Genomic DNA, 25,129 nt, shown 5'->3' with positions numbered 1-25,129 from the left:
GGCAAGGGGCAGGCACTACCGCTCAGGCCAGCGCCAGCAGGAGGGCGTCGACGAGGGGGCGGTCGCGGTCGTGGGTGAGGCGGTGGCGGGCGGTGGTCGGGGGGAGCCAGGCCATGGCGTCCACTTCCGTGTTGGCGACGAAGTCGCCCGCGTGGGCACGGGCGGCCCAGTAGCGGACCTCCTTGGGGCGGCCGTCGACCAGGTAGCGGGTGACGGCCAGCGCGGCGCCCAGGTCGCAGGCCAGGCCCGTCTCCTCGCGGGTCTCGCGCAGCGCGGCCTCGGAGAAGGCCTCGCCCCGCTTGAGCTTGCCCTTGGGAAGGCTCCAGTCGTCGTAGCGCGGCCGGTGGATCAGGGCGATCTCGATGCCCGCCGGTGCGGTGCGCCAGAGCACCACACCGGCCGCCAGGACGGCCGCGCTGTCGCCGCTCACAGCCCGCGCGGCCCCGGGACCGCGGTCTGCCACAGCCGGGAGAAGGCGAAGCGGGCCGCTTCGACCTCGTGCCGCTGGTCGGCGTGCAGCACGCCGAGGGCGTAGGCGGTCGCCGGCGCTATACGCGGGGTGCGGGCGGCCGAGGCGACCGCGGACGCGGACTCGGCCGCCTCCCGGTGCCGCTCCAGCAGCCCGGCCGCGTCGGCGAGCCGCTGCCGGTCGGCGTCGCCCTCCGGGCGGCTGACCTCGGCGGCGTAGCGGCTCATCCGCAGCAGCACGCGGACCTGGTGCCAGGGGGCGTCCTGCAGGTCGGCGGTGAGGTCGGCGCCCAGCGAGGCCTGGACCGCGTCGGCGTTGTACGGGTGCCCTGCCCGGTGCAGCGGCAGTGAGGCCGCGGCGTCGCCGAGCCGCCGGTACGCCTGCGCGGCCAGCGGCGGCAGGGCGGTGCGTGCCGGGGCCGCAGCGGCGGGTGCCAGCGGCACATCGGAGACCAGGACGGCGATCGCGTCGGCCAGCGCGTGGAAGCGGGAGGAGCCCATGGCCTGGAGCGAGGCCGAGTGCGCCCGGGTCCTCGCCAGCGTCAGCTGGCGTTCGAGCAGGGCGCCCGCACGGGCCGCGCCCAGGGCCAGCGGCCCGCCGGAGGGCGCCGGCGCGAGCGCCGCCGCACCGCCCACGACGGCCGGCTCGTCGATCGCGACCGACAGCCGCCGCAGCGCGTCGAGCAGCCGGGCCAGCCGGGTGGCGTAGCGCGGCTCGCGGCCCAGCGTCGTGGTCAGCCAGCCCAGCTCGCTCCGCAGCGGCTCGGCCCAGGCGGGGTCGGTCAGCGGCGCGTAGATGTGCAGGACCCCGCCGATGCGGCGGGCGCTGCCGCGCAGCAGCGCGTCGGCCTCGGCCTCGTTCTCACCGCGCAGGCTGAGGCCGCGCAGGAAGGCGGCGGCGCGCTCGTGCAGGTAGCGGGTCAGCACCTCGCCCGCGGTGCCGCCGCCCGGCGGCGTGGCGTCGTACGCTTCGGCGTTCATGCTGGTGCTGGTCCCCGTGTCCCCGTTGTCTGCCGGTGCGCTGCCGCCAAGCGCGGGCAGGCGTTGCGGCCTGGCTCTGTTCTGTGCTGCGGACGGGGGCGGATGGGCGGGCGCGCCGCCGCCGTCCGGCAGGGTGTGGCTGTGCTGCGACGGCAGCCGGTCAGGTAGCTGCTGATGGGCCACGCCGGCGCCTCCGGGCGTCGATGAGCATCTCCTGGACATTGCGCAGCGGGCGCCCTTCGGCGTCGGTGCTGTGCCGGGTCCAGTTGCCGTCAGCCGCCAGGTGCCAGGAGGACGTGGTGTCCGACATCCCGGTCTCCAGCAGGCGGTTGAGGGTGGCGCGGTGGGCCGGGTCGGCGACCCTGACCAGCGCCTCGATGCGGCGGTCGAGGTTACGGTGCATCATGTCGGCGCTGCCGAACCACACTTCGGGCTCGCCGCCGTTGCCGAACGCGAACACCCGGGAGTGCTCGAGGAATCGGCCCAGGACACTGCGGACCCTGATGTTCTCCGACAGCCCGGCCACACCCGGGCGTACCGCGCAGATCCCGCGCACCCAGATGTCCACCGGGACGCCGGCCTGCGAGGCGCGGTAGAGCGCGTCGATCAGCGCCTCGTCCACGATCGAGTTGACCTTGATGCGGACGAACGACGGCTTGCCGGCCCGGTGGTGCTCGATCTCCGCCATGATCCGGGCGACCAGGCCGTCGCGCAGGCTGCGCGGCGCGACCAGCAGCCGGTTGTAGGTGGCCCGCCGCGAGTAGCCGGACAGCCGGTTGAACAGGTGCGAGAGGTCCGCCCCGACCTGCGGGTCGGCGGTCAGCAGGCCCAGGTCCTCGTAGAGCCTGGCCGTCTTGGGGTGGTAGTTCCCGGTGCCCACATGGCTGTAGCGGCGCAGGGTGTCGCCCTCCTGCCTGACCACCAGCGAGAGCTTGCAGTGCGTCTTGAGGCCCACCAGGCCGTAGACGACGTGGCAGCCGGCCTCTTCGAGCTTCCTGGCCCATTTGATGTTGGCCTGCTCGTCGAAGCGCGCCTTGATCTCGACCAGCACCAGCACCTGCTTGCCCGCCTCGGCCGCGTCTATCAGCGCGTCCACGATCGGCGAGTCGCCCGAGGTGCGGTAGAGGGTCTGCTTGATCGCCAGCACGGCCGGGTCGGCGGCCGCCTGGTCGAGGAAGGCCTGCACGGACGTGGAGAACGAGTCGTACGGGTGGTGCAGCAGGATGTCCCGCTCCCGCATCGCCGCGAAGATGTCCGGCGGTGTCGCGGACTCCACCTCGGCCAGGTCGCGGTGGGTGCCCGCGATGAAGCTCTGGAACTTCAGCTCGGGCCTGTCCAGCCGCGCGATCGCGAACAGGCCGGTCAGGTCCAGCGGGCCGGGCAGCGGATAGACCTCGGTGTGCTTCATCTTCAGCTCGTGCACCAGCAGGTCCAGCACACGGGGGGCGATCGACTCCTCGACCTCCAGGCGTACCGGCGGCCCGAAGCGGCGCCGCATCAGCTCCTTCTCCAGCGCCTGGAGCAGGTTCTCCGCGTCGTCCTCCTCGACCTCCAGGTCCTCGTTCCTGGTCACGCGGAACATGTGGTGGTCCAGGACGTCCATCCCCGGGAAGAGCTCCTCCAGGTGCGCGGCGATCACGTCCTCCAGCGGGACGTAGCGCTGCGGCCCGGCCTCCAGGAAGCGGGACAGGATCGGCGGCACCTTCACCCGCGCGAAGTGCTCGTGGCCGGAGACGGGATTGCGTACGACCACCGCCAGGTTCAGCGACAGGCCGGAGATGTACGGGAAGGGGTGCGCCGGGTCGACGGCCAGCGGGGTCAGCACCGGGAAGATCTGCTGCCGGAAGAGCGTGGCGAGCCGCGCCTGCTCCTTCTCGGTCAGCTCGCCCCAGCGGATGACGTGGATGCCCTCGTCGGCCAGCTGCGGGGCGATGTCGTTCTGGAAGCAGGCGGCGTGCCTGGCCATGAGCTCGCGGGACCTGGTCAGGATCAGGTCGAGCACGTCCCTGGGCTGCAGGCCGGACGCGGAGCGCGTCGCCACCCCGGTGGCCATGCGGCGCTTCAGGCCCGCGACCCTGACCATGAAGAACTCGTCCAGATTGCTGGCGAATATCGCCAGGTAGTTAGCCCGTTCGAGTAGCGGGGTGGCCGGGTCCTCGGCCAGTTCGAGCACCCGCTCGTTGAAGGCCAGCCAGCTGCGCTCCCGGTCGAGGAAGCGGCCCTGCGGCAGCTCTTCCCCGTATTCCTCGCTCGCCGCGTCGAGCCCCGGCGGTTCCGGTTCCAGATCGGGTACGACGCGGGGCCGGAAGGTGCCGAACGCGTCGGTGGTGCCCTCGCCCTGCCTCGACTGGGGCTGGGCTGGGACGCTGGGGTGATTCGTCTGGGCCATGATGTGCGAGCCCTCCTCCGGTTCCGGCACGTCGTACACGCGGCCGACACTCCCCATCAGGCGGCCAGCAGCCGTCGTTCCATTGTCTCGTGCCCATGGGGGTTTCGGCAGGTCGGGCGGGGGTGGGTGGTGGGGGGCAGCGGGCTGCATCCTGAGATGCTTGCAAGGGCGGTTGAACCGCCGGTAACGAGAGCATTGCCGTCAGGCAAGCGCAGCGCCTCCGGCGGGGTTGCTTCGGGTCCTCGGGGTGCCCCCGTCGGCCGTTCGCGGGACGTCCCGCACGCCTGTTCCGCTTCCAGCGGCCGGGCCTGCGGTGCGGTGCTTGCCCGCGGCCGCCGTCGTGGTTGCGCGCGCAGTTCCCCGCGCCCCCAGGTGATTGCCCCTTGCGGTGCGCTGCCTGCCTGCGCGTGCATCGTGATGGGGCGCGCAGTTCCCCGCGCCCCTGGGTGGGTGCCCCTTGCGGTGGCGTTCGCATCTTTCCCGCCTTGTCGGCGGGGCGCGCAGTTCCCCGCGCCCCTTGTGGCCTGCGTCCTCCTACGCTCAGCGTTGCCTCTGCGGCAGAGGGTGAGCGTTTTTCAGGGGCGCGGGGAACTGCGCGGCAAGCCCCGCCGGGCCGCGGGCAAGCGGCGGCACCGCAAGTGGCAGGCTCGGGGAAGCCTCCGGCTAGGTCTCGGTGCGGTACATCAGGTCGACCTCGTACGTGGTGAAGCCGAGGCGTTCGTAGACCGCGAGAGCGGCCGGGTTGTCGGCGTCGACGTAGAGGAGGGCGCCCGGGAGGGCGCGGGTGGTGGCCAGGTGGGTCAGGCCGATCGTGGTCAGGGCGCGGCCGAGGCCGCTGCCCTGTTCGGTGGGGGCGACGGCCACGACGTAGACCTCGCCGAGGCCGAGGTCGTCGTGGACCTTGGTCCAGTGGAAGCCGACGAGGGTGGGGCCGCGGAAGGCCAGGAAGAAGCCGGCCGGGTCGAACCAGGGTTCGGCCATGCGGTCGTCGAGGTCACGCTGGGTGAGTGAGCCCTGCTCCGGGTGGTGGGCGAAGGCCGCCGCGTTGAGGGCGAGCCACTGCGCGTCGTCCTGCCCGGGGCGGAAGGCCCGCACGGTCACCCCGTCGGGCAGCACCGGCTCGGGGAGGGGCCCGTCCAGCGGCATCCGCAGCTGGCGCAGCTCGCGGAAGAGCTTGAGGCCGAGCAGCACGGACAGGTGCCGCGCGGCGGGGTGGCCGCCGTGCGCCCACACCCGCAGCCGGTGCTCGCTCGCGGCGAGCAGCGCGTCGCCGAGCGCCCGCCCGTGGCCGTGCAGCCGGTGCTCGGGCCGGACGACGAATTCCGCGGCGGGTGCCTCGACGGGGTCGGTGCCCTCGATCTGCCCGTATCCGGCGAGGTCGTCGCCGGAGAAGAGCAGCAGGTGCCTTACGCCCTCCCGGCCGCCCCCGCGCACGTGCAGTCGGCCCTGCTCGGACACCGCCGGCTGGCCGTCCGCGGCGGCCGCGCCGGAGATCAGGTCGAGCACCGCCCGCGCGGTGTCGGCGGGGAGGTCGGTCAGGGTGTCGATCCGCCGGTCGGTCATGCCGGAATCGTACGGGGCCGGTCCGGCTCGGGGCGGGCGGGCATCGCGGACGCCACCGGGATGATCGCGGCCGACGCGCAGGCGGTGACCGCGGCCAGGGCGAACCCGGGCCAGTAGGCGGTGGCGGAGATGACCGCGGCCATGGCGGGCGGCACGACCGCGGCGGTCAGGTTCTGGCCGGTGTTGTGGACGCCGAGGGCGCGGCCCGACCAGGCGGGCCCGGCGTGCTCGGCGGTGGAGGTGAAGGACAGCCCGTTGGTGCTCGACGTGATCGCGATGGCGGCCACCAGCGCGGCCGCGGTCAGCGGTGAGGGGAAGGCGGTGGTCAGCGCGGCGCAGGCGACCACGGCCGCGGTGAGCACGGCCAGCTGCCGCATGGGCCGCAGCCGGTCGCCGACGCGGTCCGACCAGCGGCCGACCAGGATGCGGGAGACCGCGCCCAGTCCCTGGCCGACGGCGATCAGCTGCCCGGCGTGCACCGGGGACCAGCCGCGTACGTCCACCAGCAGCACCAGCGCGAAGGCCCCGGCGGTGAACTGCGGGACGACCAGCAGCGCGGCGGAGCCGTGGATGCGCCACAGCAGGCGCGAGCCGCGGTAGGGGTTGGACGCGGGCTCCGCGGTCTTCGCGGCGGGCCGCACCGGGTCGGCGGCGAACAGCGCGATGAGCACCGCGATCACCGCGCACAGCACGGCCAGGAAGCCGATGGCGCCGCGCAGCCCGTGCGCTCCGGCCAGTGGCGGCATGGCGAGCGCGGCCAGGCCCATGCCCAGCGGGGTGGACGTCTGCCTGATGCCCATCGCGAGGCCGCGTTCGCGCGCCGCGAACCACCCCATGACCAGCCGCCCGCTGGCCGAGTAGACCGAGGCGCCCGCGGCGCCCGCCAGCACCAGCAGCGCGCCGAGCGCGACCATCCCGTGCGCTCCCCGGGCGGCCCCGCCGAGTGCCGCCGCCGCGGCGCCGAGCCCCACCGAGATGACCACCCGCTCCCCCCACCGGTCGGCCGCGGCGCCCCAGCCGTAGAGGGCGAGCACCAGGCCCGCCGTCGGGCAGGCCACCAGGAGTCCGACCTGGGTGAGGGTCAGGTCCTGCTGCGTGCGCAGGTCGTCGGCGAGATACGGGATGCCGTAGACGAACGCACAGGCCGCGGTCTGCGCGGCGGTCCCCAGCGCGAGCATGATCCAGCGACGCACGGTTGACGCACCTCCCGTGAAGTGGATGGTGCCGCCAAGTATTCGCCTGCCGCCGCAATCTGAGACGGGTGTTTCATATTCCGAGACGCGGTCAGGTTGTCGGCGGGGCGTCCGGCGGGGCCGTGGGGGCGCCCGGCAGATACAACGTGGCCTCGGTGCCGCCGCCCTGGGCCGGGGTCAGGGCGACCGTGCCGCCGGCCTGGTGCACCGTGCGGGCCACGATGGACAGGCCGAGACCGCTGCCGGGCAGCGAGCGGGCGCTCGGCGAACGCCAGAAGCGCTCGAAGACGTGCGGCAGTTCCTCGGCCGGGATGCCGGGCCCGTGGTCGCGTACGGTCAGCCGGCCGCCGTACAGCGTCACGTCGATCCGGCCGGCCGGCGGGCTGAACTTCACCGCGTTGTCCAGCAGGTTGACCAGGGCCCGCTCCAGGGCCGCCGCCTCGCCGCGGACGAACCACGGCGACACGTCGGCGGTGATGGTCAGGTCGGGCCCGCGCAGCCGGGCGCGCTCCAGGGCGGTGCCGGTGATCTCGTGCAGCGGCACGACCTGCAGCGTCGGGGCGGCGTCCGGGCGGGACAGCTCCTGGAGGTCGCCGATCAGCGCGGCCAGTTCGGTCATCTGCGCCTTCACCGAGGCCAGCAGCGCCCGCCGGTCCTCCGGCGGGATGGCCCGGCCCGTCGCCTCGCTGCGCTCCAGCAGCTCGATGTTGGTGCGCAGCGACGTCAGCGGGGTGCGCAGCTCGTGCCCCGCGTCGGCGATCAGCTGCTGCTGGCGGTCCCGGGACGACGCCAGCGCGGCCGTCATCGCGTTGAAGGACTTGCCGAGCCTGGCGATCTCGTCCTCCCCCTCGACCGGGATGCGGACGTTCAGGTCCTCGGTGCGGGCGACGTGCTCGACGGCCTCCGTCAGCTGGTCGACGGGCCGCAGTCCCGTACGGGCGATCCACAGCCCGGCGCTGGACGCGCCGATCACACCGATCCCGGCGACGGCGAGCAGCACCCACGCCAGGGTGGTGAGGGTCTTGTCGATCTCGGCCAGCGGACGGGAGATGGACAGGGCGTAGCCGGTGGACGCCCGGGAGGGCCCGCTGGTCAGCGGCTCGGTGAAGACGCGGACGGCTTGGCCGCTGTCGGTACGGCCGTTGTGCGTCACGCTGTCCACGGCGCCCTCCGCCACCTCGATGTCGCGGGCCTGGACCTTGATCGGCGGTGTGCCGTCACCGACGCAGCGGGTCCCGTCCGCCTTGACGATCTGGACGCCGACCGCGCTCGGCGGCAGGTTGCCGCCGGACTGCACGGACGACATGCAGTCCTGGATCGTCTTGGTCAGGTAGCCGGGGGCGACCGCGGTGCTGTGCAGCGTCGAGTCGAGCTGGGTGACCAGCTGGTCGCGGGTGATGAACCACGACGCGAGCGCGACGGCCGCGACCGCGACCGCCACCGCCACGGCTGTCAGCAGGGTCAGCCGCGAGCGCAGGGCGAGCTTCTTCACGCGGGACCGCCGTCGGGGGCGCGCAGGACGTAGCCCACCCCGCGCACGGTGTGCACCAGGCGCCGCATGCCGCCGGCCTCGGTCTTGCGCCGCAGGTACATCACGTACACGTCGAGGGAGTTGGAGGACGGCTCGAAGTCGAAGCCCCACACCGCCTTCAGGATCTGCTCGCGGGTGAGCACCTGGCGGGGGTGGGTCAGGAACAGTTCGAGCAGGGTGTATTCGGTGCGGGTCAGCTCCACGGGGTGGCCGTCGCGGGTGACCTCGCGGGTGGTGGCGTCCATCCGCAGGTCGGCGAAGGCCAGGATGTGGTCCGCGAGCTCGCCCCCCGCGGCGGCGGCGTAGGAGCTGCGCCGCAGCAGGGCGCGCAGCCGCGCCAGCAGCTCGTCCAGCTCGAAGGGCTTGACCAGGTAGTCGTCGGCGCCCGCGTCGAGCCCGGTGACGCGGTCGCCGACGGTGTCCCTGGCGGTGAGCATCAGGATGGGGGTGGTGACCCCGGTGGCCCGCAGCCGGCGGGCGGTGGTCAGGCCGTCCATCCGCGGCATCAGGACGTCCAGCACGATCGCGTCGGGGCGGTACGTGTCGGCGGTCTCCAGCGCGGCCATGCCGTCCGCGGCCAGCTCCGTGTCGTAGCCCTCGAAGGCCAGGCTCCGGCGCAGCGCCTCGCGTACGGCGGGCTCGTCGTCCACGATCAGGATGCGGGCGGGCGCCTCGCCGGACTCGCCGGCGCTGGGGGCGGAGCCGGGACCAGGGCTCATGGTGGGGAATACCTCGCTGCTCGACATGGGTGGTGCCGCTGACCCTCCCAGCGTCGCACGGCGCCGCTGGTCCGAGTGGCTCAGTTGGTGCCGCCGCCGCGCAGCGTCCCGAGGTCGGCCTTCACGGTGTTGATCGGGATGGCGAAGCCGAGGCCGACGCTGCCGGACGCCGACGAGGACGAACCGGACGAGGAGTTGGAGAACATCGCCGAGTTGATGCCGACGACCTGGCCGGCCATGTTGATCAGGGCGCCGCCGGAATTGCCGGGGTTGAGCGAGGCGTCGGTCTGGATCGCCTTGTACGTGGTGGTGGAGTCGCCGGTGTTGCCGTTGTACTGGTTGCCGCCGAAGGAGAACGGCCACTGGTCGCCGCGCCCGCTGCCGTTGCCGCCGAAGCCCTGGCCTTGGCTCTGGCTCTGGCCGTCCTCGACCGGGACGGTCACGTCGCGGTCGAGCGCGGACACGATGCCGCTGGTCACGGTGTTGCTCAGGCCCTCGGGGGAGCCGATGGCGACGACCTGGTCGCCGATGGCGACGGCGGAGGAGTCGCCGAGGGTCGCGGCGGGCAGGGCGCCCGCGCCCTGGATCTTGATCAGCGCCAGGTCCTTGGCCGGGTCGGTGCCGACGACGCTCGCGGCGGCGGTCTTGCCGTTGGCGTACGTGACGCTGATCCGGCCGGCGCCGGCCACGACGTGGTTGTTGGTGACGACCTGGCCGTCGGCGGTGATGATCACGCCGGAGCCGGTGGCCTTGCCCTGGCCCGAGGTGGCGTTGATCTCCACGACGCTGGGGTCGACCGCCTTGACGACACCGGCGACGGTGCCGTTCAGCGCGGCGGCGTTGACCACGGCGGAACCGCCGCCGGTTACGCCGGCGCTGGTGCTGCCCGAGTGGTCGGTGGCATTGCCGATGAGGGCGCCGACGCCGCCGCCGATCACGCCGGCCGCGATCGCGGCCGCGGCGAAGAGGGCGACGGGCCTGCGGGGGCGCCGCCGGTGCCCGCCGGGCTCACCGGGCCCGCCGGTCTCGGCGGTCGGGCCGTACGGCGGGGGCGGCGGCGGGAAGCCGGCGTAGGCGCCCCCGGGCGCGGAGGAGGAGGGGACCGGGGCCTGGGGGCCGAAGTAGAGCGGAAGCTGCGGGTCCTGCGGGTGCTGGGGTTCGCCGCCGTTGCGGCTGCTCTCGGTCATGTCAATGACTCTGGGCCCAGAAAATGAGAGCCGGCTGAGCACACGCTGAGAACCCAGACAATATGCCCGATGTAAACAAGATCGGCCCTCCACCCGCCGTCACATGGCGACGGCCCGCCACCACCCGCCCCCACGACGGGGTGCCCGTCATCACCGGCCGTGAGGGGTTGTTGCTGTCGTATCCGGACCACCGGCCGGTGAGTTGCCCTCCGCGGCAGGCGGCGCCCCTCAGGGGCGCGGGGAACGGCGCGACTAGCCGTCGACAAGGTGCATGTCGTCACCGGCCGTGGGGGGCTGTTTCTGTCGTATCCGGACCACCGGCCGGTGGTGGGTTGCGCGCGCAGTTCCTCGCGCCCCTGAGTGGCTCGGCTCTGCCGCAGATTGGATGCAGCCTCGCGCCCCTGGGCGGTTGCCCTCTGCGGCGGGCGGCGCCCGATAGGGGCGCGGGGAACGGCGCGGCCGGCCGTCGACGAGGTGCACGTCGCCACCGTGCGAAAGGGGCTGTTCGGTCCGTGCCGGACCACCGGCCGGTGGTGGGTTGCGCGCGTCCGCGCGGCGCCGGCCGCGGATCAGATGCAGCCCCCCACGCCCCCGGGAGGGGGCGCCGTCCGCGGGCGGAGGGTGACGTACCCCGCAGAAGCGAGCCGCAGGCTAGCGGTGGCAGCCGCAGGAGCCGCGGACCACGAGGCGGGAAGGGAATTGGCGGAGGCGTTCGCGGCGGGCGCCGGGGACGCGGAGGGAGTCGTCGAGGACCGCGTCGACGGCGGCGCGGGCCATGGCCTGGCGGTCGGAGGCCACCGTGGTCAGCGGGGGGTCGGCGAGTGCCGCCTCCTTGACGTCGTCGAAGCCGGCCACGGCGAGCTGTTCGGGGACGTCGATGCGCAGTTCGCGGGCGGCCCGCAGGACGCCGATCGCCTGGTCGTCGGTGGCGCAGAAGATGGCAGGCGGCCGGTCGGGGCCGGCCAGCAGGTCGAGCGCGACCTCGTAGGCGTCGTAGCGGTTGTAGGGGGCCTGGAAAAGGCGGCCCTCGGTGGACCGCCCGGCTTCCTCCATGGCCCGCCGCCAGCCGACGACGTGGTCGGTGACGGGGTCGCCGATCACCGGGGTGACCTCGGTGCCGCCGAGGCAGGCCACGTAGTCGTGGCCGTGCTCCAGCAGGTGGCGCACGGCGAGTTGCGCGCCGCCGATGTCGTCGGTGCGCACCGCGATGTCGTCGATGGCCTCGGGCCGCTCGTGCAGCAGCACCACCCGGGCGTCCCAGGCGTCGATCTCGGTGGCGGCGTTGTCGCTGAGTCCCTGGCTGATCAGGATCAGCCCGGAGACCCGCATCCCGAGGAAGGCCCGCAGGTAGTGGACCTCGCGCTCGTCGAGGTAGTCGGAGTTGCCGACCAGCACCATTTTTCCGCGCTCGGACGCGGCCTGTTCCACCGCGTGCGCCATCTCCGCGAAGAAGGGCTGGCGCGCGTCGGGGACGATCAGGCCGATCAGGTCGGTACGGCGGCTGGCCATCGCCTGGGCCACACGGTCCGGGCGATAGCCGAGCTGCTTGATGGCCGCGAGCACTCGCTCGCGGGTGGCCGGGGCTACCGGCCGGGGTCCGTTGTTGATGACGTAGCTGACGACCGCGGTGGAGGTCCCCGCCAGCCTGGCCACGTCGTCGCGCGTCACCTTGGGCACGACGCGAAGTCTACGCGTGTCTATCCGCCCGTCATACGGCTGGTCATACGGTCTGCTCAGCGGAAGAGCGGCTGTCCTGCCGCCCGTCCCGCGCAGCGGTCCCGCGGCCCTGCGCGGCCTCGCTGCGCGCGGCCTCCTCGGCGGCCCGCTCGACCTTCTCCGGGGTGACGAAGCGGTAGCCGACGTTGCGTACGGTGCCGATCAGCGACTCGTGCTCCACGCCGAGTTTGGCGCGCAGCCGCCGCACGTGCACGTCCACCGTGCGCGTACCGCCGAAGTAGTCGTAGCCCCAGACCTCCTGGAGCAGTTGGGCGCGGGTGAAGACCCGGCCCGGGTGCTGCGCCAGGTACTTCAGCAGCTCGAACTCCTTGAAGGTCAGGTCGAGGACCCGGCCCTTGAGCTTGGCGCTGTAGGTCGCCTCGTCCACCGACAGGTCGCCGTTGCGGATCTCCATCGGGCTGTCGTCGCCGGTGATCTGCTGGCGGCCCATCGCGAGGCGCAGCCGCGCCTCGACCTCTGCGGGGCCGGCGGTGTCGAGCAGCACGTCGTCGATGCCCCAGTCCGCGGTCACCGCGGCGAGGCCGCCCTCGGTGACGACCAGCATCAGCGGACAGCCGGGGCCCGTCGAGCGGAGCAGTTGGCACAGGCTGCGCACCTGCGGCAGGTCGCGGCGCCCGTCGATGAGGATCACGTCGGCACCGGGGGTGTCCACGAGGGCGGGGCCCTCGGCGGGGGCCACCCGCACGCTGTGCAGCAGCAGCCCGAGCGCGGGCAGCACCTCGGTGGACGGCTGGAGTGCGTTGGTCAGCAGCAGCAGAGAACTCACCGGGGGCTCCCGTCGGTCGTGCGGACATCAAGGGCGTACAGCGCGTCGCGGTCGAGCGGTTCGCGGTTCAGCACATCGTGGAGGACAGGACGCGGCGGCGTGGCCACCGGAGAGCGGCCGGGTGGGTCGGACTGGCTCATTTTCGAACTCCTCCTCGGTGCCTGCGAGGACGACAGATTTCGCGCGAAAAGCACGAAAGGACCCGGGGGCGGCATTGCCCAGGTCCTCTTGCACGGAAGAATAGCCCACATGGAGAGCGCTGCCGAGGCCAAGGACATGCGTTTCCGTGTTTCGCCGCTCACTTCGGGTGGTCTCAGCGCGGTTCTGTTGACGTCGGACCGTATACCGATCGAGGCCGAACACGTGAGCGGTGCGGGGGGTGGGCGCGATCTGGCCATCGTCGTCGCGCACGGATTCACCGGCGCGCTGGAGCGCCCCGCGGTGCGCAGGGCCGCGGCGGTGCTGCGCGGCAGCGGCGGGGTGCTGACCTTCTCCTTCCGCGGGCACGGCCGCTCCGGCGGGCAGTCCACGGTGGGCGACCGCGAGGTCCTCGACCTGGACGCGGCGGTCGGCTGGGCGCGGCGGCTCGGCTACGCCAAAGTGGCCGTGGTCGGCTTCTCGATGGGCGCCTCCGTGGTGCTGCGGCACGCGGGCGCGGGCGCCGGCGCGGGCCTGTCAGGGGTCGACGCGGTCGTCTCGGTCAGTTCGCCCGCCCGCTGGTATTACCGCGGTACGGCGCCGATGCGGCGGCTGCACTGGGTGGTGACCAGGCCCGCGGGCCGGCTGGTCTCCCGGGTCGGCCTCGGCACCCGCGTCCACTCCGCGGACTGGGACCCGGTGCCGCGCTCGCCGGTCGAGTCGGTGCCGTACATCGCGCCGACGCCGCTGCTGATCGTGCACGGCGACCGCGACGGCTACTTCCCGCTCGACCACCCGTATTCGCTGGCCGCCGCGGCGGGCGAGGGCGGCGCCGACCTGTGGATCGAGCCCGGCTTCGGCCACGCGGAGAATGCCGCGGACGCGGCCCTGCTCGGCCGGATCGGCGACTGGCTGACCGCCCGTATTGGAGTGCGGTGACGCCGACGGTCCATGATGGAGGCGGTCCGCACCGGTGTACGGGCGCAACGCGCGTACGGCACGGGCGCGGCAGGCACCGCGCGCACGACCCGCACCACGAGCACGACGAAGGACGAGGAGACGGAGCCGCGATGGCTGCAACCGACACGGCCGCGCGCCCGGCGGCGGGCACGATCCGCTACTGGGCCGCCGCCAAGGCCGCCGCGGGCACGGCGGAGGAGCCCTACCGCGCGGCCACGCTCGCCGACGCGCTGGCCGCGGCCCGGCGGCGGCACGCGGGGCGGCCGGACTTCGCCCGCGTGCTGCTGCGCTGCTCCTTCCTGGTCGACGGCCACCCGGTCGGCACCCGGGACCACGAGCAGGTGCCGCTGCCCGACCGCGGCACCGTCGAGGTGCTGCCGCCCTTCGCCGGGGGGTCGGTATGAGCGACCACGGCTCTTACGAGTACGGCGACGGCTACGGCCAGGGCCGCGGCCACGACGAGCAGGCCTACGGCGGCGCGGCCCCCTACGACACCGACGGCACCTACGTCCCCGAGCCGATGCATGCCGCCCCGCCCCCGCAGCAGGGCCAGGACGCCGCCTACGGCGCCCCGCCGGCCGGCGACGACTGGTCGGGGCACGCCGCCGCCCAGGACGGCCAGCCCTACGGCGCCCCCGCGTCCGGTGACGGCTGGGGTGCCACACCGCCGGCCGCGCACCCGTGGACGGCGCCGCAGGAATACCCGCAGGGCGGCTGGGAGCCGGCGCAGGCCGCCCACCAGGCCGGGGCGCCCGCCTACCAGGCGGACGCGCCCGGCTACCCGCAGGGCGCCGACTGGCACCAGCCGCAGGCCCACTCCTACGCCGACTCCTACGCCGACCCGCAGGCCTACCCGGCCGGGCCGCAGGGCGCCGAGCACACCGCCGTCCTGCCGGTGATCGGCGACGAGCCCGCCGTCCTCCCGGGCGGCCGTGCCGCGCGCCGGGAGAGCGCCAGGACCGCGCCGGTGCGGCCCGACGGGCGTACGGGCTCGCCGATCATCGCGCCCGGCATCCAGCCCGCCGCCCTCACCGCGGCGCTCGGCCTGCTGCTCGCGGGCGGCGCGGCGCTCGGCAAGCCCGGCCTGACGGTCGTCCTTGTGCTGCTCCAGGCGGTCACCGCCGCGGGCTGGTTCCGGCTCAACGGCATGTGGCCCGCCCGCCAGGGCATCGTGCTGGCCTTCCTGGCCGGTGTGACGGCCGACGCCGCGATGCTGGCCGCCGACGGCGGCCACGCGCCCGAGGTGGCGGCCGGCACCCTCGGCGTGTGGCTGCTGCTGGTCTTGGTGCTGCAACTGCGCCACCACGGCAGCGCCGACGAGCGGCTCTCCTCGCTCACCGCGACCTCGGCCTCCACCCTGATCACGGTGCTGGCCTGCGGCTATCTGGCGGCCGCGGTCTCCGACGCGGGGAAGGACCCGGTGGTGGCCGGCGCGGTCGCGGTGGCCGCCGCGACCCTCGTACGCGCCCTGCCGCTGCCCGGCGAACCGCTGTCCGTGGCGGGCGCCCTGCTGGCGGCGGCGGCCACCGGCGCGCTGACCGGCGGGGGAGGCGGCCTCGGCACCGGCGACGGCATCCTGCTCGCGGTGTCCTGCGGCGCCTGCGCCCTGATCGGCCTGCGGGTGGCCAGCTACGACTTCCCGTCCCGCTTCGTCCACTTCACGGCGGGCGTGGCCCTCCCGCTCACCGCCGCGGCACCGGTCGTCTACGCTCTGGGCCGGGCGCTGACCTGAGCGGTTCTCCCGCTCGCCACCTGGGAGCCAGGTAACGATCGGTGCCTGCGGGGAACCGCGGACCCCCCGCCGCCCGTCAGGCGTTGCGGAAGTCGAGGCGGAACGAGCCGGGGAGTACGGGCGCATGCGAGTGTGGCGGATGGTCCTGATCGCGGTGGTGGTGCTCGGCGGCCTGTTCGTCGCCGCCGACCGGATCGCGGTCTCGGTGGCGCAGAACAAGGCGGCGGAGCGCGCCCAGGCCACGCAGGGGCTCGACCACAAGCCGAAGGTGTCGATCGAGGGTTTCCCGTTCCTGACCCAGGCGGCGTTCGGCAAGCTGGACGACGTGAAGATCTCGGCCGACGACATCGCGGCGGGCGACGGCGGGCAGAGCCTGCGGATCGCGACCTTCAAGGCCGACCTGCACGGGGTGAAGTTCTCCAACGGCTACCGCACGGCGATCGCGGACAGCGCCGACGGCGTCGCCTTCATCACCTACGCGGACCTGTCCAAGGCGGCGCCTCACGGCATCACCGTCGCCTCGGCGGGCACCAGCGCGGACGGCAAGGCGATGGTCAAGCTGACCGGGACCATCCCCGGCATCGGCGTGAAGATCAGCGTGCTCAGCCAGGTGACCGTGCGCGGCGCGGACTCGATAGGGCTGCACGCGGTGAGCCTGCCCAAGGAGCTGACCGCGCTCGGCCTGGAGGACAACGTCAGGCAGCAGATCGACTTCGAGCGGCAGCTGACCCACCTGCCGTCCGGGATCTCGCTGACCTCGGTGACGACCGCGCCGGAAGGCATATCCGTGGCGGCCGGCGGAAGGCACGTGACGCTCGCCGGCTGAGATCCGGACGCCCTTCCCCCGGGATTTCGGGGGCAGTAAAGAGTGTGTCCAATATGCGGACAATCTTGTCTCGCCATATGACACGCCGGTGACACCTACGCGTTCATTTCCCTACGATCGGGACTCATGAAGCGACAGGCGGATCTCACGAAGCGGCGGGCAGTCGACCTGTGCCGCGTCGCCGCCATGCTCTGTCGCATGCCCTAGGGGCAGCAGCTCCCCCGTGCCGAAGCCGGCCGCAAGGCCCCCGGCGCAGCCTGACTGCCCCGCGCCGTAGAGCGCCGACCGAGCCGCTTGACCGCACCGCAACGCACCGCTCCACAGCCCCTGCGCGTCGCGCAACCGCACCATCCGTACTGCCCCGGAGGAGAACAGCATGAGCCGCAGTGACGTCCTGGTCGACGCCGACTGGGTCGAGGCCCACATCGACGACCCCAAGGTGGTCATCGTGGAGGTGGACGAGGACACCTCGGCGTACGACAAGAACCACATCAAGAACGCCGTCCGCATCGACTGGAAGAAGGACCTCCAGGACCCGGTCCGCCGCGACTTCGTGGACCAGGCCGGCTTCGAGGCGCTGCTGTCCGCCAAGGGCATCGCGAACGACGACACCGTCGTCCTCTACGGCGGCAACAACAACTGGTTCGCGTCCTACGCGTACTGGTACTTCAAGCTCTACGGCCACGAGGCCGTCCGGCTGCTGGACGGCGGCCGCAAGAAGTGGGAGCTGGACTCGCGCGACCTGGTCGCCGCCGTTCCCGAGCGCGCCGCGACCGACTACAAGGCGAAGGCGCAGAACACCGCGATCCGCGCCTTCCGCGACGACGTCGTCGCCGCGATCGGCACGCTGAACCTGGTCGACGTGCGCTCGCCCGACGAGTTCTCCGGCAAGCTGCTCGCCCCGGCCCACCTCCCGCAGGAGCAGTCGCAGCGCCCCGGCCACGTGCCGAGCGCCCGCAACATCCCGTGGTCGAAGAACGCCAACGACGACGGCACCTTCAAGTCCGACGCCGAACTGGTCAAGCTCTACCAGGACGAGAGCGTCGACCTGGCCAAGGACACCATCGCGTACTGCCGGATCGGCGAGCGCTCCGCGCTCACCTGGTTCGTGCTGCACGAGCTGCTCGACCAGGACAACGTCAAGAACTACGACGGCTCGTGGACCGAGTACGGCTCGCTCGTCGGCGTGCCGATCGAACTCGGCGCCAACTGAACCCCGGAGGTAGACCGTTATGTGTGGAGCCAAGGCCGGTGGGCCGGATCTGGCAGGAGTTGACGTGGCGAACGAGACCATCATCCAGGGTTCTGTGACCCGCGACGGCGAGCCCGTGAGCGGATACGTCCGACTGCTGGACGGCGGTGGCGAGTTCACCGCGGAGGTGCCGACCTCGGCGACCGGGCAGTTCCGCTTCTTCGCGGCGCCCGGCACCTGGACGCTGCGCGCGCTCGTGCCCGGCGCCACGGTGGACCGCACGGTCGTCGCCCAGCAGGGCGCGGCAGCCGAGGTGGCCATCGCCGTCTGACGGCGGTACGGCGTCCCGGACGCCGCCCGACATGCCCGGAGGGCCGCACCCCGCGCAAGGGGGTGCGGCCCTCCGGGCCGCTGTCCGAGATGTTTCGGTATCGGCCTGGCGGACGTAACGTTGAAAGCGTGGACGCACGACGCCGACATTGGTATTTCGCCATGATGAGCACCTGTGTGGTGCTGTTCGTCATGGCATGGGCGGTCGTTCGCCTCTGGTCGGTGCAGGCCGCCATCGGAATGTGCCTGGTGGCCGCGGTCATCCCGCCGGTAGCGGCGATCGTCGCCAACCGGCGCGGTCCGAACGAGCGGTGGTTCGACGAGGCGCGGGAGAAGGACACCGACCCGCACACCGGGGACCCGGAGTCCGACGCGTGGTGGAACGAACTCGAGGGCAAGCGCCGCAACGACCGCCGCAAATGACCCCGGAACGCGGCTTCCGCGGGAAAGCCCTCAGTAGACCAGCGCCTGCACACCGTCGGGCATGATCTCGCTGACGAAGAGCTGCGCGCCCGCGACGCGCACGCCCTCGATCACGTCCTTCTCGGCGATGTCGCGCCGAGCCGCGCACTGGCTGCACAGGGTGATCGCCCCGGCGGCCAGCACCGCGTCGATCAGGTCGGGAAGCGGCGCCGCGTGGGGCAGTTCGAACTCCGCCGCCCGCCCCGGCAGCGCGAACCACGCCGACTCGCCGGTCAGCCAGAGCGAGACCTCCACGCCGCTGGCCACCGCGACCGCCGCCACCGTGAAGGCCTGCGAGCACCGCTCGGGCGCGTCCGCGCCCGCCGTCACCTTGATCACGAGCTTCTTCGCCATCCGCCCAGCGTAGGCGGTGCGACCTTGTGGGGCAGGTCACATCCCGCGGGCCGGAAATTGGTGGGGGCACCGCGCGCCGGCTGGACATAATACGAATCCGCGTGCCGCTGATCGCACGCTTGTACGTCTTTCGCCTGGGGGGGCTCCATGCACGACGCCGACGGCGAAACACGCCGTGACACAGGTCAGGACGGGGACGCGACCCCGCCCCCGGCCCCGCTGTTCGAACCCGAACTCGTCTCGTCCTCGGTCGCGCCGCCGCCCGAGCCCTACCGGCCGATGGCCCGCGGGCGGCTGACGCTGGTCGTCGCCGCCGCGGCCGTGCTCGGCGTGCTGGCCGGCGCGGGCGCCGGATACCAGGTGCAGCGCGGGCGCACGCCCACCCCGCTGCCGCCGCTGGTCGCCGCCGCGCCCGCCCAGCCCAAGGGCGCGGCCCCGGCCCAGCCCTCGCCCAAGGCCGCCGACGACCGCAACGCGGTCTACGAGGCCGACCTGCTCAAGCTGGTCCTGCCGACGCCCAAGGGCGCCAAGCAGACGGACCGCGGCTGGCTCACCCAGGCCGATGTCGCCGACCAGTGGGACGATCCGGCGTCCGAATACGGCGAGCTGGGGGAGAACGGCTTCCGCCGGGCGGCCGAGGCCCGCTGGACGGTGGGCCGCAGCAGCAGCTTCACCGACACCGATGTCAGCCTCACGCAGTTCCGCGACGACCAGAGCCCGTACACCTCGCAGCTGCTGCGGGAGAACGAGGCCGGCGACGGCGACCACCAGGACTACGCCACCCCGGTCCCCGGCACCGAGGACGGCGAGGTCATGCCCTCCGCCGACCCGTACGACGAGGGCTACGGCCTGAAGGTCTACGTCGGTGTGGGGATGGCCAGGGTCGGCTCCATCTACGTGGAGGTCTACGTGACCTCGGTCCACCCGGTGTCCAGGAACGCCGTCATGTCCGTGATCACCAAGCAGCTGGAGCGGCTGTGACCGAGCAGCACCCGGAGCCGGCGCCGGCACCTGAGACGGCGCCCGCGGCCCCTCCCGAGCCCATATCCGTATCCGTATCCGCCGAGCCCGTAGCCGTACCCGTACCCGCACCCGCGGAGCCCGTACCCGCCCCGCCCGCGCGGTCCAAGGAGCGGCGGGACCTGCTGGTCGCCGGCGCGCTGCTGGTCGTCGCGGCCCTGGTCGGCGGCGGCTACCTGCTGTTCGGCAGGGGCGGCGGGGACGGCGGACCCGCTGCCGAGGCCGGGGCCACGTCCACCGCCGCGCCCGCCCCCGCCGCCACCAAGGCCTACGGAGTGACGGCCGGCGGCACCCACTACGGCGACCTCGGCGAGCTGCTGCTCCCGATGCAGCCGATGCTGGCGCCCGGCCCCGACGACCAGCAGTACGGCAACGACACCGTGCTCGACGCCGCCCAGGCGAAGTCGATGGCCGAGGGCGGCGACGGCGCCTCCCAGCTCACCGCGAAGGAGCGCAAGCAGATCGACTCCGAGCTGGAGCCATGCACATCAAGGGCGCGGCCCTGCGGACCTTCCGCCGCGAGGACAGCAGCGACACCTACGAGATCACGATCGTGCAGGTCGGCAACAAGCTGGCCGCGGGCGCCGCGCCCGAGGCCTTCCGCAAGCTCAGCGAGGGCTCCGACGTCTTCGGCAAGGGCCCCGCGGTGCCCGGCCACCCGCACGCGGTCTGCGTGGTGCCCGGCACCGCCACGACGAAGGACGACGACCAGCTGGACTGGCTCAAGGCGCTGTACTGCCAGGCCACCGAGGGGGACCTGATGGTCACCTTCCGTGTCGAGGGCCCCGAGGCGCGCGAGAGCGCCGCCGTGGCGCTGATGGCCAAGCAGCTCGACCGTGTCCAGGCACCGGGGGAGGGCGTCTGATGTCCGAGGTCTCCGCACCGCCGCCGCCCCCGCGTCTGCCGCCGCCCCCGCCGTACGCCCCGCAGGAGGCCGCCGCCCCGCGCCGCGGCATGGCCCCGCCGCTGCGGGTCACGCTGCGCTGGACGTCCGTGCTGCTGGTCTTCGCGGTCTTCGGCGCCGGGACGGCCTACGCGGTGACACGCCCGGAGCGTACGAAGCTCCCCGGGCTCGCGACGCCGGACGACGGGCGCTGGACCTACCCGCCGCTCGCGCTGCCGCTGCTGCCCGCGCGCAAGCCGCGCCCGCTGGACACCGCCCGCAATCCCGGCGGCATCCACTACGCCGACGTCCGGTCCCTGCTGGTCCCGCTGCCCGAGGGCGCGACCGCCGACCCGGCCTTCCCCGGCGCCGGGGGCTGGCTGCCGACGGCCACGTATCTGAAGGCGATGAACGGCGGGGGCGGCGCGCAGAAGGAACTGTTCCTCAAGGAGCAGGGCCTGCGGCACATCGCCGGCCGCGCCTGGACGATGCCGGACGGCACCAGGACCGAGGTGTACCTGCTGCAGGCGATCTCCGCCGGCTACGCCAACGTCATCGGCTCGGACGCCGACGGCAGGCCGCTGGAGGGCATCGCCACCGACAAGCCCGACCGGACCCTCGCCGACCGCACGGTCCCCAAGGGCGTGGACATCTCCGGCTACGGCGAGACCGCCCCCTACGGCGAGAGCATGTCGCGCTACGCCTTCGTGACCGCGGGCGACACCGTCGCCCTGGTCCGGCAGACCCGCAAGGGCGGCGCCGTGCCCGAGCAGGCCTTCCGGCAGACCGTACGGCTGCAGGCCCAGCTGCTCGGCTGAGCGGCACGTCACGTGGGGTGACCGCGCCCGGGACAGGGCCGCGCACTAGACTTGTGCGCGGCCCTGCCCGCTGCCCTCGCGAGGAGCACGACCCGTGCGCATTGAGTATTACTTCGACATCCTGCTCGTGCTGGTCTGCGTCGGCGTGGCCGCGTTCGCCTTCTACGCGGTGAAGAAGCTCTACCAGGGCCAGCGCTGACATGATCGAGATCCCTTCCGACCTGCACCCCGACCTCGTGCCGCTGGTCTTCCTGCTCGGCCGCTGGGAGGGCGCGGGCGTCTTCGACTTCCCGGGCGCCGAGAAGTGCAACTTCGGGCAGTCCGTCTCCTTCACCCACGACGGCCGGCCCTTCCTGGAGTACGTCTCGCACACCTGGGTCCTGGACGACGAGGGCAAGAAGGTCGGGCCGCTGGAGAGCGAGAGCGGCTTCTGGCGCATCGGCGAGGACCGCAAGGTCGACGTCACCACCACCCGCGACGAGGGCGTGGTGGAGATCTGGACCGGCGAGCTGGCCGAGGGCAAGCCGCAGATCGACCTGGTCACCGACGCGGTCGCCCGGCTGCCCTTCGCCCCCGAATACAGCGGCGGCAAGCGGCTGTACGGCTACGTCAACAGCGACCTGATGTGGGTCGGCGAGAAGGCCACCCCGTCGGTGCCGCTGCGGGCGTACATGTCGGCGCACCTGAAGAAGGTCGTGGACCCGCGGGAATGGGTCGCCGACCTCAAGGACCTTCCCGACGACGGCATCGCCTTCTTCAAGTAGCCGTCACCAGGCAGCCGTCGTCGCGGGGCCGCCTCCGAGCGGCCGCGCGACAGCCGTCGGCCGAAGCGCCGCCGGCGGTCCGCGGTCGCGCGGCACGGTCCTGCGCGCGCCGGGCGACCTACACTGGCCGGATGGTCACCACCGACTGGAAGACCGACCTGCGCCGGCGCGGCTACCGGCTGACGCCGCAGCGGCAGCTGGTGCTGGAGGCCGTCGAGTGCCTGGAGCACGCGACACCCGACGCCATCCTCTCCGAGGTGCGCAGGACCGCGTCCGGCATCAACATCTCCACTGTCTACCGCACCCTGGAGCTGCTGGAGGAGCTGGGCCTGGTCAGCCACGCCCACCTCGGGCACGGCGCTCCCACCTACCACCTCGCGGACCGGCACGACCACATGCACCTGGTGTGCCGCGACTGCGACGTGGTCACCGAGGCCGACGTGGACCTGGCGGCGCCGCTCGGCGACCGGTTGCGGGCGGAGTTCGGCTTCGAGACCGACATGAAGCACTTCGCGATCTTCGGCCGCTGCCGGGACTGCGCGGCCAAGGCGGCGGACTCGTAGCCGTCCCGCCCCCGTAGCCCTCCCGCCCCGGCAGCCCGCCGGCCCGTAGCCGTGCCGCCCCCGCAGCCCCGCCGTCCGCCCCCTCGGGGAATGCCGATCCGGTCATACGACCGGCCTGGTCGTAGTCTTGACGGCATGACCAAGAGCCCCCTGCTGTCGCTGCCCGGAGCCGTCGCTGCGGAAGGCCCCGACGAAGGGGTGGCCGCACACTACGGCGACCTCTTCCGCGAGCAGCGCTCGCTCGCCGACGGCACCGGTTTCGTGGACCTCTCGCACCGCGGTGTGGTGACGGTCAGCGGCGCCGACCGCCTGTCGTGGCTGCACCTGCTGCTCACCCAGCACGTGGAGAGCCTGCCGCCGGGCCAGGCCACCGAGGCGCTCGTCCTGTCCGCGCACGGCCACATCGAGCACGCCCTCTACCTGGTCGACGACGGCGCCACCACCTGGATGCACGTCGAGCCCGGCACGCAGGGGGCGCTGCTCGCGTACCTGGAGAGCATGAAGTTCTTCTACCGGGTCGAGGCCGCCGACGCCTCCGATCAGTTCGCCGTCGTGTACCTGCCCGCCGGGTCGATCACGGCGCCGCCCGCGGAATGGGCCGTGAGGGAGACGCCGTACGGCCGGGAGGTCTTCGTCCCGCGCGAGCGCCTGGAGGAATTCGCCGCCCAGGCGGGTCCCCCCATCGGGGTGCTGGCGCACGAGGCGCTGCGCATCGAGGCGCACCGCCCGCGGCTCGGCCTGGAGACCGACCACCGCACCATCCCGCACGAGCTGGGCTGGCTGGACGCGGCCGTGCACTTGCAGAAGGGCTGCTACCGCGGCCAGGAGACGGTCGCCCGGGTGCACAACCTGGGCCGCCCGCCGCGCCGGCTGGTCTTCCTGCACCTGGACGGCAGCGAGGTGCGGCTGCCCGGCCACGGCGCCCAGGTGCGGATCGCGGCAGACGGCGAGGACGGCAGGCCGGTCGGCACGATCACCTCGTCGGCCAGGCACTGGGAGCTGGGTCCGATCGCGCTCGCGGTCGTCAAGCGCAACACCCCGGAGGGTGCGACGCTGCTGGCCGAGGACACCGCGGCGACCCAGGAGACGGTCGTCGCGCCCTGACGCGGCCCAGCTCGACAGCGGGGCCCTTCACAGCTCCAGTACGACGGTGAAGGGCCCGTCGTTGGTGAGCGACACCTTCATGTCGGCGCCGAAGACCCCGGTCTCGACCGTCGCGCCCAGCGCACGCAGCTGGGCGACGACCTCGTCGACCAGCGGCTCGGCGACCTGGCCGGGCGCGGCGGAATTCCAGGTGGGGCGGCGGCCCTTGCGGGCGTCACCGTAGAGCGTGAACTGACTGATCACCAGCAGCGGTGCCCCGATGTCGGAGCAGGACCGCTCGTCGGGCAGGATGCGCAGCGTCCACAGCTTGCGGGCCAGTGCCGCAGCCTTCTCCGGGGTGTCGTCGTGCGTCACCCCGACCAGGACGCACAGCCCCGGACCCTCGACGGCGCCGACGGTCCGCCCGTCGACCACGACCTTCGCCTCGCTCACCCGCTGGGCCACCGCACGCATGGCCTCATTGTGTCGGTTGCGCGAACACCGCCCGTACCCGGGTCGGCGGTGGGTACGCGGGGGCTCGCGAAAAAACCGCGGGGGCGCGTACGGGCTCCGGCGCGCGCCGGACCGCCCGCCTCGCACAACTGTCGCGACGGCCGTTCGGGTGCAGACTCGCTGCGCCGTGCCGGGGGCAGGTGGCAGCATCGACGGCAGGATCTCCGCCGGCGGCCTTCCGCCGGGTCCGCGCCGCCCCCCAGGGGCCGGCACACCCGGGCTGCTGCGGGCGGGGGACGACAGGCATGATCACATCCGGCGCTGGACAGACTCCCGGCACCGCGGGCCGCTGGGCCGGCGGCGCCAACCCCGGCGCCCACCAGGAAGGGCCACCGCATGCTGAAGGCCGACGCACCAGGGCCGTCCCGCCCGCCCGCGCCCCGCGGCCCGCTGGCGGACACCCCGGCAGCCGGCCTGGGCGACCTCGACCTGGCGGCGCTGCGCACCCTGCGCGGGGACGCCCAGCGCGAGGAGGCCGACCTGTCGTATCTGCGCCGGCTGCTGCACGGGCGGATCGACATCCTGCGGGCCGAGCTGAGCCGCAGGGCCGGCGCCTCGGCGTCTGCCGAGGGCGCGCCCGGCGGCCCGGAGGGGCCGGTGCTCGACCGGCTCCCGGAGATCCTCGCCGACGGCCCGTCCCGGGTCCGCTCCGCCCGGCACGTCACGCTGGGCACCCCGCTGAGCCCGCGAGTGCAGCGGCTCGCCGCCGACATGCTCGCCGAGGTCGAGCTGTCCGACCTCGACGCCCGCACCGACCCCGAGCTGCACGCCGCGATGGGCCGGCTGGCCCGCCACGAGCAGCAGGTCTCCGGCCGCAGGCAGCGCCTCCAGCAGAGCGTCGACGACTGCTCGGCCGAGATCACCCGCCGCTACCGCGAGGGCGAGGCCCACATCGACGACCTGCTCGCGGACGACTGAGCGTCCCTCGGGGCGGCGCCCGTTAACCGGATGCGGGGC

General features: G+C 73.4%; 26 protein-coding genes and 1 pseudogene. 14 read left to right on the top strand and 13 right to left on the bottom strand.

The features are described 5' to 3' along the window. Window positions 1–22: 22 nt before the first annotated feature. The 11 genes and pseudogenes from OG900_18030 to OG900_17980 form a co-directional block, all read right to left on the bottom strand. A complete protein-coding gene (locus tag OG900_18030; GenBank protein ID WUH91824.1) occupies window positions 23–430 on the bottom strand; it encodes an NUDIX hydrolase in 408 nt (135 codons plus the stop codon). Further along, window positions 427–1,449: a CHAD domain-containing protein gene (locus tag OG900_18025; protein ID WUH91823.1), complete on the bottom strand. Its 1,023-nt coding sequence runs from the start codon at window positions 1,447–1,449 to the stop codon at window positions 427–429. The genes OG900_18030 and OG900_18025 overlap by 4 nt, the downstream gene beginning before the upstream one ends. A 160-nt stretch (window positions 1,450–1,609) precedes the next feature. After that, window positions 1,610–3,838, bottom strand: a complete 2,229-nt coding sequence (locus OG900_18020) for an RNA degradosome polyphosphate kinase (protein ID WUH91822.1) — start codon at window positions 3,836–3,838, stop codon at window positions 1,610–1,612. 663 nt (window positions 3,839–4,501) lie between these two features. After that, entirely contained in the window at window positions 4,502–5,401 is a 900-nt protein-coding gene (mshD, locus tag OG900_18015) for a mycothiol synthase (GenBank protein WUH91821.1), read from the bottom strand. Next, on the bottom strand, window positions 5,398–6,594 hold the full coding sequence (locus OG900_18010) for an MFS transporter (protein WUH91820.1): 1,197 nt from the start codon (window positions 6,592–6,594) through the stop codon (window positions 5,398–5,400). Before OG900_18010 ends, mshD begins: the two co-directional genes overlap by 4 nt. A gap of 91 nt (window positions 6,595–6,685) precedes the next feature. Next, a complete protein-coding gene (locus OG900_18005; GenBank protein ID WUH91819.1) occupies window positions 6,686–8,086 on the bottom strand; it encodes a HAMP domain-containing histidine kinase in 1,401 nt (466 codons plus the stop codon). After that, window positions 8,083–8,844, bottom strand: coding sequence for a response regulator transcription factor (locus OG900_18000; GenBank protein WUH91818.1), 762 nt, complete (start codon window positions 8,842–8,844; stop codon window positions 8,083–8,085). The genes OG900_18005 and OG900_18000 overlap by 4 nt, the downstream gene beginning before the upstream one ends. A gap of 191 nt (window positions 8,845–9,035) precedes the next feature. Beyond that, window positions 9,036–10,031 (bottom strand): annotated as a pseudogene (locus tag OG900_17995) (trypsin-like peptidase domain-containing protein). A gap of 651 nt (window positions 10,032–10,682) precedes the next feature. Further along, window positions 10,683–11,708, bottom strand: coding sequence for a LacI family transcriptional regulator (locus OG900_17990; protein ID WUH91817.1), 1,026 nt, complete (start codon window positions 11,706–11,708; stop codon window positions 10,683–10,685). Window positions 11,709–11,751: 43 nt separating this feature from the next. Beyond that, window positions 11,752–12,534: a response regulator transcription factor gene (locus tag OG900_17985; protein ID WUH91816.1), complete on the bottom strand. Its 783-nt coding sequence runs from the start codon at window positions 12,532–12,534 to the stop codon at window positions 11,752–11,754. Next, window positions 12,531–12,674, bottom strand: coding sequence for a hypothetical protein (locus tag OG900_17980; protein WUH91815.1), 144 nt, complete (start codon window positions 12,672–12,674; stop codon window positions 12,531–12,533). Before OG900_17980 ends, OG900_17985 begins: the two co-directional genes overlap by 4 nt. A gap of 136 nt (window positions 12,675–12,810) precedes the next feature. On the opposite strand from OG900_17980, the gene OG900_17975 reads away from it, so the two are divergent. The 7 genes from OG900_17975 (at window position 12,811) to OG900_17945 (ending at window position 18,135) form a co-directional block, all read left to right on the top strand. Beyond that, on the top strand, window positions 12,811–13,611 hold the full coding sequence (locus OG900_17975) for an alpha/beta hydrolase (protein WUH95812.1): 801 nt from the start codon (window positions 12,811–12,813) through the stop codon (window positions 13,609–13,611). Between the two features lie 131 nt (window positions 13,612–13,742). Then, a complete protein-coding gene (locus tag OG900_17970; protein WUH91814.1) occupies window positions 13,743–14,036 on the top strand; it encodes a MoaD/ThiS family protein in 294 nt (97 codons plus the stop codon). Continuing rightward, entirely contained in the window at window positions 14,033–15,364 is a 1,332-nt protein-coding gene (locus OG900_17965; GenBank protein ID WUH91813.1) for a hypothetical protein, read from the top strand. Before OG900_17970 ends, OG900_17965 begins: the two co-directional genes overlap by 4 nt. Window positions 15,365–15,488: 124 nt before the next feature. Beyond that, complete coding sequence (locus OG900_17960; GenBank protein ID WUH91812.1) at window positions 15,489–16,190, top strand: DUF2993 domain-containing protein; 702 nt, start codon at window positions 15,489–15,491, stop codon at window positions 16,188–16,190. Window positions 16,191–16,566: 376 nt separating this feature from the next. Further along, window positions 16,567–17,403, top strand: coding sequence for a sulfurtransferase (locus tag OG900_17955; protein ID WUH91811.1), 837 nt, complete (start codon window positions 16,567–16,569; stop codon window positions 17,401–17,403). Between the two features lie 19 nt (window positions 17,404–17,422). Beyond that, complete coding sequence (locus OG900_17950; GenBank protein WUH91810.1) at window positions 17,423–17,713, top strand: DUF1416 domain-containing protein; 291 nt, start codon at window positions 17,423–17,425, stop codon at window positions 17,711–17,713. A 128-nt stretch (window positions 17,714–17,841) separates the two neighbouring features. Beyond that, on the top strand, window positions 17,842–18,135 hold the full coding sequence (locus OG900_17945) for a DUF3099 domain-containing protein (GenBank protein WUH91809.1): 294 nt from the start codon (window positions 17,842–17,844) through the stop codon (window positions 18,133–18,135). Window positions 18,136–18,165: 30 nt separating this feature from the next. On the opposite strand, the gene OG900_17940 is transcribed toward OG900_17945, so the two are convergent. Further along, window positions 18,166–18,528 (bottom strand): DsrE family protein, encoded by a 363-nt coding sequence (locus OG900_17940; protein ID WUH91808.1) that lies wholly within the window; start codon window positions 18,526–18,528, stop codon window positions 18,166–18,168. A 147-nt stretch (window positions 18,529–18,675) separates the two neighbouring features. Here OG900_17940 and OG900_17935 point away from each other — a divergent pair, with 147 nt between their 5' ends. From OG900_17935 to OG900_17910, 6 genes are all read left to right on the top strand, one after another. Beyond that, entirely contained in the window at window positions 18,676–19,509 is an 834-nt protein-coding gene (locus OG900_17935; GenBank protein ID WUH91807.1) for a hypothetical protein, read from the top strand. 520 nt (window positions 19,510–20,029) lie between these two features. Next, window positions 20,030–20,413, top strand: a complete 384-nt coding sequence (locus tag OG900_17930; protein WUH91806.1) for a hypothetical protein — start codon at window positions 20,030–20,032, stop codon at window positions 20,411–20,413. Then, the gene (locus OG900_17925) at window positions 20,413–21,249 is read left to right on the top strand and encodes a hypothetical protein (protein ID WUH91805.1); all 837 of its coding nucleotides are present in this window, start codon (window positions 20,413–20,415) and stop codon (window positions 21,247–21,249) included. The genes OG900_17930 and OG900_17925 overlap by 1 nt, the downstream gene beginning before the upstream one ends. Window positions 21,250–21,449: 200 nt before the next feature. After that, on the top strand, window positions 21,450–22,013 hold the full coding sequence (locus OG900_17920) for an FABP family protein (protein WUH91804.1): 564 nt from the start codon (window positions 21,450–21,452) through the stop codon (window positions 22,011–22,013). 131 nt (window positions 22,014–22,144) lie between these two features. Beyond that, window positions 22,145–22,576, top strand: coding sequence for a transcriptional repressor (locus tag OG900_17915; protein ID WUH91803.1), 432 nt, complete (start codon window positions 22,145–22,147; stop codon window positions 22,574–22,576). Between the two features lie 135 nt (window positions 22,577–22,711). Then, window positions 22,712–23,680: a folate-binding protein gene (locus OG900_17910; protein ID WUH91802.1), complete on the top strand. Its 969-nt coding sequence runs from the start codon at window positions 22,712–22,714 to the stop codon at window positions 23,678–23,680. A 27-nt stretch (window positions 23,681–23,707) separates the two neighbouring features. Here the strand turns inward: OG900_17910 and dtd are convergent, their stop codons facing one another. Next, window positions 23,708–24,133, bottom strand: coding sequence for a D-aminoacyl-tRNA deacylase (gene dtd, locus OG900_17905; protein WUH91801.1), 426 nt, complete (start codon window positions 24,131–24,133; stop codon window positions 23,708–23,710). A gap of 375 nt (window positions 24,134–24,508) precedes the next feature. Here dtd and OG900_17900 point away from each other — a divergent pair, with 375 nt between their 5' ends. Next, window positions 24,509–25,090 (top strand): hypothetical protein, encoded by a 582-nt coding sequence (locus OG900_17900; GenBank protein WUH91800.1) that lies wholly within the window; start codon window positions 24,509–24,511, stop codon window positions 25,088–25,090. The last annotated feature ends 39 nt before the right edge of the window (window positions 25,091–25,129 follow it).

Source organism: Streptomyces sp. NBC_00433, from assembly GCA_036015235.1.
Lineage (GTDB): Bacteria > Actinomycetota > Actinomycetes > Streptomycetales > Streptomycetaceae > Actinacidiphila.
The sequence above is the reverse complement of the archived record's forward strand: the minus strand, read 5'-3'. Positions and strand labels throughout refer to the sequence as shown.

What these genes read in the sequence shown, in the direction of transcription:
- OG900_18025 (WUH91823.1), bottom strand. Translation starts at nt 1,449, where the DNA reads ATGAACGCCGAAGCGTACGACGCCACGCCGCCGGGCGGCGGCACCGCG.
- OG900_18020 (WUH91822.1), bottom strand. Translation starts at nt 3,838, where the DNA reads ATGGCCCAGACGAATCACCCCAGCGTCCCAGCCCAGCCCCAGTCGAGG.
- mshD (WUH91821.1), bottom strand. Translation starts at nt 5,401, where the DNA reads ATGACCGACCGGCGGATCGACACCCTGACCGACCTCCCCGCCGACACC.
- OG900_18000 (WUH91818.1), bottom strand. Translation starts at nt 8,844, where the DNA reads ATGAGCCCTGGTCCCGGCTCCGCCCCCAGCGCCGGCGAGTCCGGCGAG.
- OG900_17980 (WUH91815.1), bottom strand. Translation starts at nt 12,674, where the DNA reads ATGAGCCAGTCCGACCCACCCGGCCGCTCTCCGGTGGCCACGCCGCCG.
- OG900_17975 (WUH95812.1), top strand. Translation starts at nt 12,811, where the DNA reads ATGCGTTTCCGTGTTTCGCCGCTCACTTCGGGTGGTCTCAGCGCGGTT.
- OG900_17970 (WUH91814.1), top strand. Translation starts at nt 13,743, where the DNA reads ATGGCTGCAACCGACACGGCCGCGCGCCCGGCGGCGGGCACGATCCGC.
- OG900_17965 (WUH91813.1), top strand. Translation starts at nt 14,033, where the DNA reads ATGAGCGACCACGGCTCTTACGAGTACGGCGACGGCTACGGCCAGGGC.
- OG900_17960 (WUH91812.1), top strand. Translation starts at nt 15,489, where the DNA reads ATGCGAGTGTGGCGGATGGTCCTGATCGCGGTGGTGGTGCTCGGCGGC.
- OG900_17955 (WUH91811.1), top strand. Translation starts at nt 16,567, where the DNA reads ATGAGCCGCAGTGACGTCCTGGTCGACGCCGACTGGGTCGAGGCCCAC.
- OG900_17950 (WUH91810.1), top strand. Translation starts at nt 17,423, where the DNA reads ATGTGTGGAGCCAAGGCCGGTGGGCCGGATCTGGCAGGAGTTGACGTG.
- OG900_17940 (WUH91808.1), bottom strand. Translation starts at nt 18,528, where the DNA reads ATGGCGAAGAAGCTCGTGATCAAGGTGACGGCGGGCGCGGACGCGCCC.
- OG900_17935 (WUH91807.1), top strand. Translation starts at nt 18,676, where the DNA reads ATGCACGACGCCGACGGCGAAACACGCCGTGACACAGGTCAGGACGGG.
- OG900_17930 (WUH91806.1), top strand. Translation starts at nt 20,030, where the DNA reads ATGCACATCAAGGGCGCGGCCCTGCGGACCTTCCGCCGCGAGGACAGC.
- OG900_17925 (WUH91805.1), top strand. Translation starts at nt 20,413, where the DNA reads ATGTCCGAGGTCTCCGCACCGCCGCCGCCCCCGCGTCTGCCGCCGCCC.
- OG900_17920 (WUH91804.1), top strand. Translation starts at nt 21,450, where the DNA reads ATGATCGAGATCCCTTCCGACCTGCACCCCGACCTCGTGCCGCTGGTC.
- OG900_17915 (WUH91803.1), top strand. Translation starts at nt 22,145, where the DNA reads ATGGTCACCACCGACTGGAAGACCGACCTGCGCCGGCGCGGCTACCGG.
- OG900_17910 (WUH91802.1), top strand. Translation starts at nt 22,712, where the DNA reads ATGACCAAGAGCCCCCTGCTGTCGCTGCCCGGAGCCGTCGCTGCGGAA.
- dtd (WUH91801.1), bottom strand. Translation starts at nt 24,133, where the DNA reads ATGCGTGCGGTGGCCCAGCGGGTGAGCGAGGCGAAGGTCGTGGTCGAC.
- OG900_17900 (WUH91800.1), top strand. Translation starts at nt 24,509, where the DNA reads ATGCTGAAGGCCGACGCACCAGGGCCGTCCCGCCCGCCCGCGCCCCGC.